At 45.6% G+C, this 13,911-nt stretch carries 10 protein-coding genes; 2 read left to right on the top strand and 8 right to left on the bottom strand.

Annotation, left to right across the window (positions count from 1 at the left end; translation table 11 throughout):
- Positions 1-54: 54 nt before the first annotated feature.
- Genes Q4592_RS07985 through argC form a run of 4 tightly spaced genes read right to left on the bottom strand, consistent with a single transcriptional unit; the run spans position 55 to position 4,024 of the window.
- Positions 55-1,260, bottom strand: a complete 1,206-nt coding sequence (locus tag Q4592_RS07985) for an argininosuccinate synthase (protein WP_303511789.1) — start codon at positions 1,258-1,260, stop codon at positions 55-57.
- A gap of 43 nt (positions 1,261-1,303) precedes the next feature.
- A complete protein-coding gene (locus Q4592_RS07980) occupies positions 1,304-2,218 on the bottom strand; it encodes an ornithine carbamoyltransferase (protein WP_303511787.1) in 915 nt (304 codons plus the stop codon).
- Positions 2,219-2,227: 9 nt separating this feature from the next.
- Positions 2,228-3,004, bottom strand: coding sequence for an acetylglutamate kinase (argB, locus tag Q4592_RS07975; protein WP_303511786.1), 777 nt, complete (start codon positions 3,002-3,004; stop codon positions 2,228-2,230).
- A gap of 9 nt (positions 3,005-3,013) precedes the next feature.
- Complete coding sequence (gene argC / locus Q4592_RS07970) at positions 3,014-4,024, bottom strand: N-acetyl-gamma-glutamyl-phosphate reductase (protein WP_303511785.1); 1,011 nt, start codon at positions 4,022-4,024, stop codon at positions 3,014-3,016.
- 411 nt (positions 4,025-4,435) lie between these two features.
- Here argC and ppc point away from each other — a divergent pair, with 411 nt between their 5' ends.
- Positions 4,436-7,075, top strand: coding sequence for a phosphoenolpyruvate carboxylase (gene ppc, locus Q4592_RS07965; protein ID WP_368411617.1), 2,640 nt, complete (start codon positions 4,436-4,438; stop codon positions 7,073-7,075).
- 139 nt (positions 7,076-7,214) lie between these two features.
- Entirely contained in the window at positions 7,215-8,468 is a 1,254-nt protein-coding gene (locus tag Q4592_RS07960; RefSeq protein WP_303511784.1) for a hypothetical protein, read from the top strand.
- 71 nt (positions 8,469-8,539) lie between these two features.
- On the opposite strand, the gene metF is transcribed toward Q4592_RS07960, so the two are convergent.
- The 4 genes from metF to Q4592_RS07940 form a co-directional block, all read right to left on the bottom strand.
- The gene (gene metF, locus Q4592_RS07955; RefSeq protein WP_303511783.1) at positions 8,540-9,442 is read right to left on the bottom strand and encodes a methylenetetrahydrofolate reductase; all 903 of its coding nucleotides are present in this window, start codon (positions 9,440-9,442) and stop codon (positions 8,540-8,542) included.
- 214 nt (positions 9,443-9,656) lie between these two features.
- Positions 9,657-10,142: a transcription elongation factor GreB gene (greB, locus tag Q4592_RS07950; protein WP_303511782.1), complete on the bottom strand. Its 486-nt coding sequence runs from the start codon at positions 10,140-10,142 to the stop codon at positions 9,657-9,659.
- 68 nt (positions 10,143-10,210) lie between these two features.
- Entirely contained in the window at positions 10,211-11,269 is a 1,059-nt protein-coding gene (locus tag Q4592_RS07945; protein WP_235836245.1) for a substrate-binding domain-containing protein, read from the bottom strand.
- Between the two features lie 234 nt (positions 11,270-11,503).
- Positions 11,504-13,834 (bottom strand): glycoside hydrolase family 9 protein, encoded by a 2,331-nt coding sequence (locus tag Q4592_RS07940; RefSeq protein WP_303511781.1) that lies wholly within the window; start codon positions 13,832-13,834, stop codon positions 11,504-11,506.
- Between the last annotated feature and the right edge of the window lie 77 nt (positions 13,835-13,911).

Here is a 13,911-nt window from a genome sequence, read left to right as displayed (position 1 = left end):
CAGAGCAAATTGCCTCTGAGGTCTGTGTATTTCCTGCTTATACGTCGGCCAATCTTATTTGCTATTTAAAGCACGGATCCGGCTGGCTAGAGAGTATAAACGAATAAAGCCTTCAGCGTGCTTTTGATCGTACACTTGGTCTTCACCAAAAGTGGCAAACTCTTCTGAGTACAAGCTATTTGGTGAGCGTTTTTGTACCGCTACCGCTTGGCCTTTGTATAACTTAATCACTACGTCACCGTTAGCATCAGCAGCCATTGCTTCAGAAGCGGCGATTAGTGAAGTACATAAAGGCGTGAACCAACGACCGTCATACACCAAGTGTGCCATTTCTTGACCCACTTTCTCACGCCATACACGTGAGGTTTTATCGAGAACCAATTCTTCAATCGCACGTAAAGCAGCCACAATTACCGTGCCGCCTGGCGTTTCGTAACAACCACGAGACTTCATACCCACGGTGCGGTTTTCGGTAATGTCGATACGGCCAACACCATGAGCTGCAGCAATATCGTTCAGCTTCATTACGACTTGGTAAGGGCTTAATGCTTCATCGTTTACTGCAACAACACGGCCATTTTCAACTTTAAGGTTTACGTATTCTGGCTCGTTTGGCGCATCGACTGGATCAACTGTTAAGGTCCACACACCTTTACTTGGCTCGTTCCATGGGTCTTCAAGCTCACCACCTTCGTGCGAAATGTGCCACGCGTTAGCGTCACGGCTATAGATTTTGGTAGCTGAAGCGGTGGTTTCGATTTTGCGCTCTGCTAGGTAATCGAGCAAATCTTCACGGCTTTCCATTTCCCATTCACGCCAAGGTGCAATCACTTTTAGCTCTGGAGCAAGGGCTGCAAAGCAGCTTTCGAAACGAATTTGGTCGTTACCTTTACCAGTACAGCCATGACATACCGCATCGGCACCCACTTTACGGGCTACTTCTACTTGCGCTTTAGCAATGATAGGACGCGCCATTGAAGTGCCTAACAAGTAAGTACCTTCATAAACAGCACCAGTAGCGATAGTTGGGTAGATGTAGTCAGCAACAAACTCTTCTTTAAGGTCAACGATGTAACACTCTGAAGCACCAGACGCTAAGGCTTTTTCTTCAAGGCCAACCAGCTCTTCTTCGCCTTGACCCACATCGGCACAAAAAGCAACAATTTCACAATCGTTGTAGGTTTCTTTTAACCACGGAATGATGGCCGACGTATCCAAACCACCTGAGTATGCTAATACAACTTTTTTGATATCTGACATTCTTAAAATTCCTTGTTCAACTCAGCTCTTAGCTGAATAGCCACTAACTTAATAAACTCACTAATACGGCGTTTTGTGCATGCATGCGATTCTCAGCTTGATCAAAGATCAACGACTGAGGCCCATCCATCACTTCCGAAGTAATTTCCAACTCGCGGTGAGCAGGTTGGCAGTGCAATACGTGGTTAATGCCACATGATTGCATCAAATTCTGGTTAATCTGATAAGCCATGTACTTATCTTTTACAGATTGCAACGGCGTGTCGTCGCCCATCGATACCCAAGTATCGCCGTAAACCACATCGTAGCCTTTAATGTCTTCCACATTGTTGGTAACAACAATTTTGCCACCGTGGATTTTGGCTAGCTCATTGGCTTTTTGTACAATCTGAGCGTCCGGGCTTGCGCCCAGTGGGCACACAGCTGCGACTTCCATCCCTAAAATGGCGCCGCCCAATAATAACGAATGCGTGACGTTATTACCTTCACCCAAATAAGCTAACTTCACTTTGCTTAAATCTGAGTATTGCTCGCTAATGGTTTGAAAATCGGCAAGCCCTTGGCAAGGATGGTATAAATCACACAGGGAATTGATGATAGGCACCGACGAATTATCTCGCAGGGTTTGTAATGTTTTGTGCGAGAACACACGTGCAACAATGGCGTCGGCCCAACGAGTAATATTTGATGCAAAGTCTTTTACACTTTCGCGCTCGCCCATGGCACCGTTTTGTTGATCTAGGTATACCGCATGGCCGCCTAAGCGGTTAATGCCAATATCAAAGGTGACGCGAGTACGTAACGAGGGTTTTTCGAAAAGGGTTACCACACTTTTCCCGGCTAAGGTTTGGCCGTAATCTTTTGGTGTTTTCTTAATCTTAGCGGCCAATTCCAATAGCCCTAAAATTTGCTCTTGAGTTAAGTCCTGCAAGCTCAGCAGGTGTTTAAAATCACTCATCTTCTTTCCTTAAACGGTAACCTGAGTCCCTACCGACTCACCATTGTGTGTTTGTCCAGCTAACAAGCTGGCCAGTTTCGCTGGATCTTTCCATGATGCTAGCGCTACTGGTGTTTGTAAAAATGCTGCAGCATCTAAGGCGGCGTTCACTTTTACCGTCATGCCATCGGTAATCACACCGTCGGCAATTAGTTTCTCGGCTAATTGGCTATTTAACTCAGCCACCAGCTGCTTATTTTGGTCAAGCACGCCGGCAACGTCAGACAACAATACCAATTGGCCTTGTAATAGTTTGCACACAGCTAAAGCCGCTTGGTCAGCGTTTACATTATATAACTCGCCGTCTTCACCAATACCAATGGAACTCAACACCGGCACATGGCCTAAGCTGATTAAGCTGCTTAACAACGCAGGATTGCTTGGTGATACTTCACCTACATGGCCCAACCGTGGGTCCATTTGCACAACCTTGCAACTGCCAGCGTCACTTAAACATAAACCTACAGCCGATAAACCTGCTTTTAAAGCTTGAGCTAACAGCAATTTGTTACTGGTACCGGCAAGGGCACCAACCACATAAGGGATTTGTTCTTTTGGGGTAATACGCAAGCCGTCTAGCTTTTCTGATACAAAGCCGGTTTTAGCCAATACGTCTTCAACCACCACGCCACCGCCATGTACCAGCACAATAGGTTGCGAAACTTGCTGAAGCGCAGCAAACAAGTTATCCAAGGCTTGAGCATTATTCAATACCGCGCCACCTAATTTAATCACTAATGGTTTCATAATTAGCCCTTAAACTAGTGATTCACTAACGGCAAAGCCGTTACGAATGTTTAAACATTGAATGGCTTGGCTAGCGGCCCCTTTCAATAAGTTGTCTTCGGCCGATACCACAATTAAGTCATCGCCTTGTTGCTGCCAAGCTAAATCAATAAATGGCGTGCTTTCAACTTTAGCGATTGATGGCCACTCACCGCTTAGCACCCGCACAATGTTTTGCCCGGCGTAAGCTTGCTGATAAGCCTCATTAACTTGTTGTTCGGTAGTACCCGCTTTTAGGCAAACGTTAATGGTGGCTAAAATACCGCGCTTAAAGTTACCAAGATGAGGAGTGAAAATAACCGGATGACCTAAGTGCGCAGCAATTTCTGGCTGATGACGATGATTAAATACGCCGTAAGGCGCTAAGCTAACTTCGCAGAATGAGCTGGTTAAAGATGCTTTACGCCCAGCCCCACTCACCCCACTGGTGGCATTAATAATCGCTTTGCTGTTTTCATCAATCAGCCCTGCCTCGGCCAAAGGCTTAAGCGCAGTAAGAGAGGCGGTAGGGTAACAACCCGCAACAGCCACTAAATCGGTTTGCTTAATTTGTTCGGCATTCCATTCAGCTAAACCGTATACGGCTTTTTCTAATAACTCAGGAAATTGATGAGTAAAGCCATAGAATTTTTCGTAGAAGTCAGCACTTTGAACACGAAAGGCACCCGACAAATCGAACACCTGACAGCCGGTCGCCAAAAACGCCTCGGCTAAATCGTGACTTACCTCGTGTGCGGTCGCCAGTAAAACAATGTCAACATCGGCAAAGGTATTGGCAATATCAGCAACAATTAACGGTTGTACCGGCGCATCTACCACGCCACGTAATTTACCGTGCAAGGCAGACAGCGCCTTGCCTGCGTCTAAGCTACGCTCTGATACGTACAAACCCGCAAGCGTTAATTGAGAGTGGCGACTAACATAAGCCGCTAACTCTGCACCGGTGTACCCACTTGCTCCAACAATCGCAGCCTTTAACATCGTTTCTTGTTCCCTTGAAATCTTATGGCATAGTGTTTTTTGTAAGAGGCTATTTTACTGACCAATTAAACAAAAAGTCACTTTTTTAAGCACAATTTTTTTGGTGCTTATCTACTATAAGCGGAGCATACCACAGGCAATTCTTTATGCAATAAAAATGAATTTTTATTTACCTTTGATTTTATAAACATCGACTAAAAAGAAGCGAAAACAAAGTCGCAGTTCTACAAATATCGACAATAATCTATGGGGAAGCGCTTGATCCTAAGCAAAGGATTCGTCGTTAACTGTAATTTAATTACATGTATTTTGACTATATGGCCAGTCTTAGGTATGTTTTTGCATCAGGACTAGGGTGATTTAGTAAAAAAATTTCAATAATCGCTAGCAAACACAAGTGAAGGAAAAAGAATGAGCCAAACAATGCCTCAAGAAATCAATGGGTCGTTACGAGGAAATGTTAACTTACTCGGACAACTACTTGGCAACACCATTAAGAGCCACATGGGAGAAGCGTTTCTAGAAAAAGTAGAAACCATTCGCCAGCTAGCTAAAGCTTCACGAAATGATGATGACCAAGCCCGCGAGCAACTACTAGAGTTGTTGCGTAACCTAAGTGATGACGAGCTACTGCCGGTAACCCGCGCCTTTAGCCAATTTTTGAATCTTGCCAATATTGCCGAACAGTTTCACACTATTTCGCGCAACTGCGAAGGCAGTACCTGCGCACAAGATCCTATCGACTTAGTGTTTCAAAAACTAAAAAGCGAAAACCTGAGCGAAGCTGAAATTCATCATGCTGTAGCGCAACTGAATATAGAGCTAGTACTTACTGCTCACCCTACCGAAGTGACTCGCCGTACCTTAATTAACAAACACGTTGCCATTAACAATTGCTTAGATTGGTTGGAGCTAGACCTGCCTGACCGCGAACGTAGCCAATTACTTGGCCGCTTAGAGCAATTGGTTAATCAAGCTTGGCATACTGATGAGATTCGCCAGCAACGCCCTACTCCCGTAGATGAAGCTAAATGGGGCTTTGCGGTAATCGAAAACTCTTTATGGCATGCCGTACCTGATTTTGTTCGCCAGCTAGACAACAAACTAGGCCAACACTTTGACATGCGTATGGCACTCGATGCTGCGCCAGTAGTATTTTCTTCGTGGATGGGTGGTGACCGCGACGGTAACCCTTTTGTTACCGCAAATGTTACCGAAGAAGTATTGCTTTCTAGCCGCTGGGTAGCAGTAGATTTGTACTTAAAAGAAATACAAACCTTGGTTAGCGAATTGTCGATGAGTGATGCCAATGAAGCACTGCTTGAGCAAACTGGCGACCAAAGCGAACCTTACCGCGCGCTACTAAAAGTATTACGTAGCGAGTTGCAAGAAACTCACGACTACTTAACGGCTAAATTAAAAGGCCAATACACCGAAGCACGTGACCTTATCACCAATACCGAGCAACTGCGCGAGCCTTTAGAGCTGTGTTACTACTCGCTACAAGATTGTGGCATGGGCATTATTGCCGACGGCACCTTGCTAGATTTACTGCGTCGTATTGCCTGTTTCGGTATCAACTTACTGCGTTTAGACATTCGCCAAGATAGTGGTCGCCACGAGGAAGTATTCTCGGAAATCACTCGCTACTTAGGCATGGGCGATTACGCACATTGGAACGAAACGGATAAACAGCACTTCTTATTACAAGAATTGAATTCAAAACGTCCATTATTCCCACGCGCTTGGGAGCCTAGTGAGTCGGTTCAAGAAGTACTAGATACCTGTGCCGTTATTGCCAAGCAAGAACGCGAAGCCTTAGGTATTTACATTATTTCTATGGCCAGTGAGCCATCAGACGTATTGGCGGTTCAACTATTGTTGCAAGAAGCCGGTTGTCCATTCCGTTTACCTGTTGCGCCATTGTTCGAAACCCTAGACGATTTGAACAACGCTCCAGCGACTATGAGCAAGCTGCTATCTATTGATTGGTATCGCGGTTATATCTCGGGTCAGCAACATGTAATGATTGGTTACTCTGATTCCGCTAAAGATGCTGGCGTACTTGCTGCTTCATGGGCGCAATATCGCGCACAAGAGGCGCTGGTCTCTATCTGCGAAGGCCATTCGATTAGCTTAACCTTGTTCCATGGTCGTGGCGGTACTATTGGTCGTGGTGGTGCTCCGGCACACGCCGCACTGTTGTCGCAACCTCCAGGTTCATTAAAAGGTGGCTTACGTGTGACCGAGCAAGGCGAGATGATTCGCTTTAAGTTTGGTTTACCAAAAGTAGCCTTAGACAGCTTAAATCTTTACGCCAGTGCGGTACTAGAAGCTAACTTAGTTCCACCTATGGAGCCAAAAGATGAATGGCGCGACGTGATGGACCAAATCGCTGAGACCTCTTGCGAAGCCTACCGTGGCATTGTTTGGGGCGAAGAAGACTTTGTGCCTTACTTCCGCGCAGCCACACCAGAACGTGAACTGGCTAAACTGCCATTAGGTAGTCGCCCTGCGAAGCGCCGCTCCGACGGTGGTGTAGAAAGCTTACGCGCCATTCCATGGATTTTCTCTTGGAGTCAAAACCGTTTGCTACTTCCTGCTTGGTTAGGCAGTGGTGCAGCGTTCGAAGGTTTGATTAAAGACGGTAAGAGTGAATTATTAACCGAGATGCGCGCGTGGCCATTCTTTGATAATCGCCTAGCAATGTTAGAAATGGTATTTATGAAAGCTGATACTTGGCTATCTAAAATCTATGATGACCGCTTGGTTGAGCCAGAGCTCCAAGTACTTGGTGAAAAACTACGTACTAAGCTAGAAACAGCCAAAGCCGCTATTGTGTCGCTAGCACCAGATAATCGCTTATTAGCGAATCAAGCTTGGGTAGTAGAATCGCTTAACTTACGTAACCCGTATATTGATCCTCTGCATGTATTGCAGGTTGAACTGCTTAATCGTTCTCGTGCCAACGAAGAACTATGCCCAGTAGTAGACCAAGCCTTAATGGTGAGTATTGCAGGTATCGCAGCCGGCATGCGTAACACCGGCTAAGCAATAAGCTTGAGTAATAACAACCCCGCTTTACGCGGGGTTGTTTGTTCTTAGGCTAAGCTAACACTCTATTTAATTATTTACAGCAAGAAGCCGCTCGGCTTCACGGTGTCGCTCATTGATCCTTAGGATGTCTTCAATGCAACAATACAAAGGATGGTTATTTCTCGCCTCATTACTGCTTTATCTGCTGTATGCTTTTGAAGTAATAGGCGTTGGCTTAGCCACCGTAGTGACTTGGGCGGCAGCACTGGCGTACTTGCCACAGTTAAGCCGCGCGATACGCATTCAGGCAGGCTGTTTGTTAAGCATAGGTATAGTTTTGTTGTTGCTCGCCGCTAGCCAAAATACCTTGCTAAGCCCAATAGACGTTTTGTCTATTAACCTCCCCTTATTAGCCATGTTTAGTGCGGTGTCTTTCCTCGCCTTAGCCAATCCAGAAAACCAGCAAGACCCACTACCCACCGGTAAACGCAGCATCGCCTCTACCGCCTTAGGGGTGAACTTACTTGGCGCTATAATCAACCTGTCGATAATCTTTATTGTTGGCGACCGATTAGCAAAGCAAAAGCAACTCACCAACGCCCAGCAAAAGGTACTTATGCGTTGCTTTTGTGCGGCGGCCTGGTGGTCTCCTTTTTTCATTGCCACTGCAGTATCCATTACCTACGCGCCAGGCATGCAGTGGTTAGATGTATTATTGCCAGGGGCCTTAATGGCCTTGATTGCACTTATTTTTACCACCGCAGAAGTTTCGTTACGCGATAAAGACAATTTTGCCGGCTACCCATTGCGCCGCGAGAGCTTAACCATTCCTTTTGTATTGGCGGTCACGGTTATCGGGCTGCATTTTGCCTTTCCTGATTTCAGTATTATTTTGATGATTACCTGTTTAGCGCCTATTGCAGCGCTCACCTTTGCCAAAGGTAAATCGAAGGTCGTTATTGCTCGGCAGTTCATTACACACCGCCTATCTAACGTAGGTAGCCAATATGTGCTGTTTTTAGCCGCGGGGGTGTTCTCGGCCGGCATTAAAGCTTTGTTATTGGCCTACCCTGAAGCCTTGAGCTTACATAACATTGAATTTTCAGATCTAACCTTTGCAGTAGTATTAGCTCTGATGATTGTGGCCTGCATGTTTGGCATTCATCCAGTGATTAGTATCTCTTTAGCCAGCCCCTTGTTATTACCCCTTAACCCAGAACCAAGCCAGTTAGGCTTTTTATTCCTTAGCTCTTGGGCAATCTCTACCGGCAGCAGTCCTTTGTCGGGGGTAGGCTTAACTATGATTGGGCGTTATCAGTTTTCAACTTCGCAAATCCTAAAAAACAACTGGTATTACGCGTTCAGTATGTGGCTGATTTGTTCCGCGGTAAATGCCTTGTTAATGTAGCTAGCCAAGTCGCTTAAAATAAAAAAGGCTTAGCGTTTGCTAAGCCTAAATAGCTAAGTTTTAACCAATAGTTAAGCTGGGATTGCCTCCGCTGGACGCACACCTAGCGTATGGCAAATAGCATAAGATAACTCAGAGCGATTAAGCGTATAGAAGTGGAAGTCTTTCACCCCTTCGCGAGACAATACTTTCACCATCTCAATGGCAACACTCGCTCCCACTAGGTTACGGGTTGTTTGGTCGTTATCTAAACCTGCAAACTGTCCATGTAGCCAACTAGGTACTTTTACATTGGCAAACGAAGCAAACTTTTTCAGGGTTTTGTAATTCGATACCGGCAAAATTCCCGGTACAATTTCGCCTTCAATGCCTATGGCCGCGCAGCGATCTCGAAAGCGTAAATAGCTTTCAACGTCGAAGAAAAACTGAGTAATCGCGCGATTAGCGCCCGCGTCCATTTTACGTTTAAGCGCAAGCAAATCGGCTTGAGCACTTTTCGCTTCAGGGTGAACCTCTGGGTAGGCCGCCACCGAAATATCAAAGTCAGCTTCTTCTTTAAGTAGCGCCACCAAATCGCTCGCGTACATTTGCGGTTTAGCCGAACCTTCTGGCAAATCTCCCCGTAAGGCAACAATATCTTTAATACCACTGTTCCAGTAATCACGGGCAATTTGGCGCAGCTCATCGGGCGTAGAATCAATGCAGGTTAAGTGCGGTGCCGCCGCTAAGCCGGTACGATCTTTAATGGCTTTAATTACCTTATGAGTGCGATCTCGTGTTCCTGAGTTGGCGCCATAAGTCACGGATACAAACTTTGGTTTTAAGGTTTGTAAACGCTCAATAGACGCCCAAAGCGTTTGCTCCATCGTTTCTGTGGTAGGCGGAAAGAACTCAAAGGACACGTTAATATCGCGGTTAAGCTCGCTTAAGCTTTGATTCAGTGTTTCGATTTGTTGCGCGTTGTGAAATCCCATTGACCTTCTCCGTTAAAGACTTTTAGACGTCTATACCGCTAGATACTAAAGAGATGGTTAATGAAGTCAACGCTATTCATGTTGTACTTAGCTTTAGATGAAATATTTTCAACATTAAGTAAATCAGTGCTTAAGGGTAGATATCTATGATTTATCTAAAACTAACCCGTAAATAAAACCTTAGCAGAGGGAGAGGTGGTAACTATTTACCTCTTTATTCGCTATCAAAAGGCGCGTAACGAATATGATTAATCCACCATTCTTTGGTGCCTTCAGGCGTTTTTACAAACACATCATCGTCTACTTGCTTACCAATTAATGCACGAGCCATGGGGGAGTCGATAGTGATGTAACCCAACTTAGGGTCTATTTCGTCGGTGCCAACAATACGGTAGCGCACCACGGTAGCATCGTCGTTTTCTAATTCGACCCATGCGCCAAAAAACACTTTGCCAATTTGCTGTGGATAATGATCAACAATCTCTAATGCATCGAGACGTTTATTTAAAAACCGCAGCCGAGAGTCGATACGGCGTAACTCTCGTTTACCTTCTTTATACTCGGCATTTTCAGAGCGATCGCCAAGCGCAGCGGCTTCTGAAACAGCTTGGGTGACTTCTGGTCGTTTTACCTTCCATAAGTATTTAAGTTCTTTGTCTAATTTGTGCCAGCCGGCGCGGGTAATTAAGTTGGTTTTCATGGTGTTTTATAGTCTCTGCCTAAGCCGGTAATTATAAACGACTTAGGCAGGATAACGGCAAGAGTTTGTTACATGATGTGGGCTTGAGTGGTTTCGCGTTTCACTAATTCCACAGGCGGTAACCTAAATTGTTGATTAGCGCCGCCATTTAACATATCCAATATGGCTAGCGCTGCGGCATAACCAGTATCAAAAATAGGTTGGCGAACCGTGGTCAAAGGCGGAATGAAAAACGCCGAACTTGGCACATCATCAAAACCAATCACAGAAACACGTTCTGGCACTGGCCGCTTAGCTTGATACAAGGCTTGCATAGCACCGTAGGCGGTTAAATCATTAGCGGCAAAAATCGCACTAAACTGGCGCTTGTTGGCCAATAAACGCTGCACAGCATCAAAACCAGATTGCTCGGTAAAGTCACCCTGCTCCACCAGCTGCAATTTAACTGGCAAACCTGCATGTTCCATAGCTTGGCAATAACCTTCGTAACGCTGTTGAGCATCAGGATGATCGGCATTACCTTTTATATGAACAATTTCTCGATGGCCTAATTGAATCAGGTGATTGGTGGCCATGTAAGCGCCCACAGAATTTTCAATTTTGATTGAACGTAAGCGGGCTGCTTCAAGTTCACGGCCCAGGGCCACAATTGGGCGCTTCTTAGAAAACTCAAGCACCTGATCATCACTCAAGCCACCGGTAACAATAATAATACCGTCTACCGAACGCGACAGTAATAGCTGCATCGACTCGGTTTCTTCTTCGGTATTCCAGTGCCCTGTAACAATAATATGTGAGTAACCTTGAGCCAGTAATACTTCTTCTATGCCGCGCAAAATAGAGGCATAAAATGGGCTATCTGGATGTTGTACCAGTACCCCAATCGTCATGGTGCGGCTGCTAGCACTGGCACCTGTTTGCTGACCAGGCTTGTAACCTAGTTCAACCATAGCCGCTTGAATTTGTTTACGTTTAGCATCAGACACATAGGTAGTCTGGTTCATAAACCGAGACACGGTACTCGGCGAAACGCCCGCTAACGCCGCAACGTCATATACTGTAGAGCGTTGTTCCAATTTGCTTTTATCTTTCACAGTGATTCTCTGACAACTAACCCGAGTTTGCATTTTATCTCCCCTTTGCCAGGTCATGTGGTGGTAACGTTACCAAAGAGACAAAATTCCTGTCTCCACTATATACGTCTACTTAGCTAAGAACTTGCTTTGAATGAATTTGAGCGCCAGAACGACGTCGCAGATCACATTATCTGAACACAACAGCGCTTAGTTAAAGCATTTGCTTTAGTAAAAGATAAATAAAGGCCAACCTTAGGTTGGCCTAGTTACTTGCTTTTATTGAGCTTATTTCGCTAAGCGGTGCTCATCTAACACACTACTTACCCATACTAATGGTGCGTTCCAGTTGATGGTAATTTCGTTCAATGTCCAAGCACCTATTTCGTCAACAAAACACGTTTGGCCAATACATTTACCTTTCATACCGGCTGCAACAGGGTCGCTAAAGCTGATAGAGTTTGGTCCACCCGACAATGCACCCGGAGCAGGTTTTGGCGAGTTTTCATCAGCTTGATGTGCCCAAAAACGGTGGTGAGGATTTTTTAGCGGGTTACTGCCGTAGCCAGTAATGTAAGACTGATCCAGAGGATTACGCCCTAGAATGTAGTCCATGGCATGCACTAGAGCTTGCATGTACTTGCTGTCACCACTGTAATCTGCAGCATAAGTTAAGAATATGCCACGGTTTACTAAGTTGGAGTTAGATCCCCAAGGGTATTGTTCGGCAGTATAAGGAATGTGGTAACCCTCTTTTGCCAATTGCGCCGAATAACCGTCGGCTGTAGCAATGATCTTAGCGCGCGCTTTATCACGAGTGGCCTCGTCTAATTTGCTTGGCACTAGTGCAAGGCTTAAGGTACCGGCCGAGCTTAAATCCTGCCAGAACAAATCACCTTTAGCGGTTTCATCTCCTAGTGGCGCCGCTAAGAAAGCAGGCGATGCTTTTAGGACTTCTAGATATTGCTCTTCGCCAGTGCTAATGAATAACTCAGCGGCTGCCCAGTAAAACTCATCGGCTAACTCCGTGTCGCCATAGGGGCCTGAACCAGTAAAGTTATCGTAAGCGTACACTTCTGGGTGCGCAGCTGCGGCTTGCCATGCGCGGCTAGCGGCAGTTGAGCACTGCGCGGAGAAATCAGCATCAATCTCTTTCCATATACGCGCACACTGAGCAGCGGTAGCCGCTAAGTTAAGTGTGGCAGCTGTACTTGGTTGGCCAACATAGCGCTTTTGAGTATCTTTATGGGGAGGTAGCGGCATGCCAGTCCACTTTTCATCAGCCACCTTATGAAAGGCTAATCCTGAGGCATCAATTTCAGTCAGCTTTAAGGCACTTAAATTATCTTGCTGGTTACCGACCGGCACAAATACTTTTTTGCCTTCAGGAATTTGCATCGCCAACATGAACTCCATGTTCCAGCGAGCTTCATCCAAGAGGTCATTCACTCCATTACCAGCTTCTGGAATGGCTTGTTTGCCATCAGCAAAGGGCTCTGGCGCGCCATCAATCCATAACGAACGCTCGTAAAGGTTCATTAAGGTCCAGGTACTAATACCACCATTCACCACGTATTTGCCATGGTCGCCAGCATCATACCAACCGCCGGTTAAGTCCATATCAAAATCACAGCCTGGCCATTGATTCCCTTTGTCATCGGCTTTATCAAAACAGCTCACAACATCTGAGGGATGACCCGCTGGGCGCGCTAGATTAGCTCGCTGTACAAAATCAGCTTTAACCTCAATACCGCTGCGGTTTTGGTAAAAGTAAGCTAATGCGTCATGTTTTAATTTACCGTACAAATCCTCGGTAATACTGAAGGGATGGCTTGATTGGCCAGCAGATTCTAAGGTTAAACCTGTTTGTGGTGTGTTGATTCGGCTAAAGTCAGCCCGGTGCACATTCTCTCCAGAGCTTTTGTTCTCTCCAAATACTTGTGTTTTACCGTTCGCCAGTACTTCCCCTTTGGCATCTTTCAACTGCCAAAAAATAGGTTGCTGCGAGTCACTGTTAATAACGGCAAACTTTTCAGATGTTGGAAAGAAGCCCAACTGATTAAGTCGCACTTTGGGGATATTGTTCACAATGACAAAGGATTTCCCCTTCACCGAAATGTTACTAAAGCAGACATTGGCTTCTTGCTGAGCACCTAACTGAAATTGAAACTCCGTTTTCGCATCACTGGAAACCTCTTGAGTAAACGTAAAGCTAAAGGCTTTGGGCTCGGTAGATACCTCAATAGCTTGATTGAAATATTGGGTGTAAGGTGCACCTTCATGTTGAATAAGCGTAGTAAAGGCAGTGTTTTTATTGGCTCGGGCGGTAAAATCAATCGAATAGCTTTCGCCTTCCTCCAAACCAAAACCACGCTGACCTAAAATAACATCCCATGGGTTAGACCCAGCACGTTTTATATCCATACAGGCTTCGCCATCTTTAATAACAAGCTCTGCGCCAGTAGACCACCAACCATCGGTGCCACCGCCAAACGCTGCATTTCGCAACATTTCATCACCCGCTGAATGGGCTGAGGTACTAACTAAACTGGCCAAGATGAGTCCTTGGCTTAAAGAACTAATGTTTAAACTGAATAGGGGCTTTCTGCTAGCGCTCATTTCGCTCTCCTTGAACTGAGGCATTAAAATCACTATCACTGTAATCAGTAAACTTTGTTTATTTAAGGCTTCAGCTC

The organism is Agarivorans sp. 1_MG-2023 (assembly GCF_030548385.1).
Taxonomy (GTDB): domain Bacteria; phylum Pseudomonadota; class Gammaproteobacteria; order Enterobacterales; family Celerinatantimonadaceae; genus Agarivorans.
Note: the sequence above shows the minus strand (reverse complement) of the source record. Positions and strands in the feature narration are given on the sequence as shown.

Coding starts and splice junctions, on each gene's coding strand:
- Q4592_RS07985 (WP_303511789.1), bottom strand. CDS start 1,260: ATGTCAGATATCAAAAAAGTTGTATTAGCATACTCAGGTGGTTTGGAT.
- Q4592_RS07980 (WP_303511787.1), bottom strand. CDS start 2,218: ATGAGTGATTTTAAACACCTGCTGAGCTTGCAGGACTTAACTCAAGAG.
- argB (WP_303511786.1), bottom strand. CDS start 3,004: ATGAAACCATTAGTGATTAAATTAGGTGGCGCGGTATTGAATAATGCT.
- argC (WP_303511785.1), bottom strand. CDS start 4,024: ATGTTAAAGGCTGCGATTGTTGGAGCAAGTGGGTACACCGGTGCAGAG.
- ppc (WP_368411617.1), top strand. CDS start 4,436: ATGAGCCAAACAATGCCTCAAGAAATCAATGGGTCGTTACGAGGAAAT.
- Q4592_RS07960 (WP_303511784.1), top strand. CDS start 7,215: ATGCAACAATACAAAGGATGGTTATTTCTCGCCTCATTACTGCTTTAT.
- metF (WP_303511783.1), bottom strand. CDS start 9,442: ATGGGATTTCACAACGCGCAACAAATCGAAACACTGAATCAAAGCTTA.
- greB (WP_303511782.1), bottom strand. CDS start 10,142: ATGAAAACCAACTTAATTACCCGCGCCGGCTGGCACAAATTAGACAAA.
- Q4592_RS07945 (WP_235836245.1), bottom strand. CDS start 11,269: ATGCAAACTCGGGTTAGTTGTCAGAGAATCACTGTGAAAGATAAAAGC.
- Q4592_RS07940 (WP_303511781.1), bottom strand. CDS start 13,834: ATGAGCGCTAGCAGAAAGCCCCTATTCAGTTTAAACATTAGTTCTTTA.